Below are 569 nucleotides of genomic sequence, written 5' to 3'. Positions count from 1 at the left end.
TCATATTGGCACCCATTCGTCTCAGCTCATCAATGTGCTTGAATCTTGCCGTGTAGATGGTGTCTGTGACGACACTCGTCCCTTTCGCCCTTGTCAGGAGCGCCGTCATCGGCTGCTGTAAATCAGTCGGAAACCCCGGGTATACGAGGGTTTTGACGTCAACCGGCTTTAAGTTCTTCTGCCCGCCGACAATGAGAAGCTGGTCGTCGCTTGTTTCGATATGATAGCCCATTTCTCTCAGCTTTGCCGTTAACGACTCTAGATGAGTGGGAATGACGTTATCGATAATGACTTCCTTGCCCATTGCAGCCCCTGCAATCATAAATGTCCCGGCCTCAATTCTGTCCGGAATGATCGTATGCTTGCAGCCCTGCAGTTCCTTCACGCCGTCGATTCGAATCACATTGGTGCCCGCACCTTTGATTTTGGCGCCCATGCTGGTAAGCAATGTCGCGACGTCAATGATCTCAGGCTCCTTGGCAGCGTTTTCGATGATCGTTTTCCCTTCTGCCAAAACAGCGGCGAGCATAATGTTAATCGTTGCCCCTACGCTTACGACATCTAAATAA

The 569-nt window shown here is 50.6% G+C and carries 1 pseudogene; it reads right to left on the bottom strand.

The features are described from left to right. Positions 1–569, bottom strand: a pseudogene (locus ACWHAR_RS30350) (UDP-N-acetylglucosamine 1-carboxyvinyltransferase); the annotation flags it as partial.

The sequence above is a fragment of the Bacillus sp. LR--39 genome (assembly GCF_053613335.1).
This window is presented reverse-complemented; position numbering and strand designations above follow the sequence as displayed.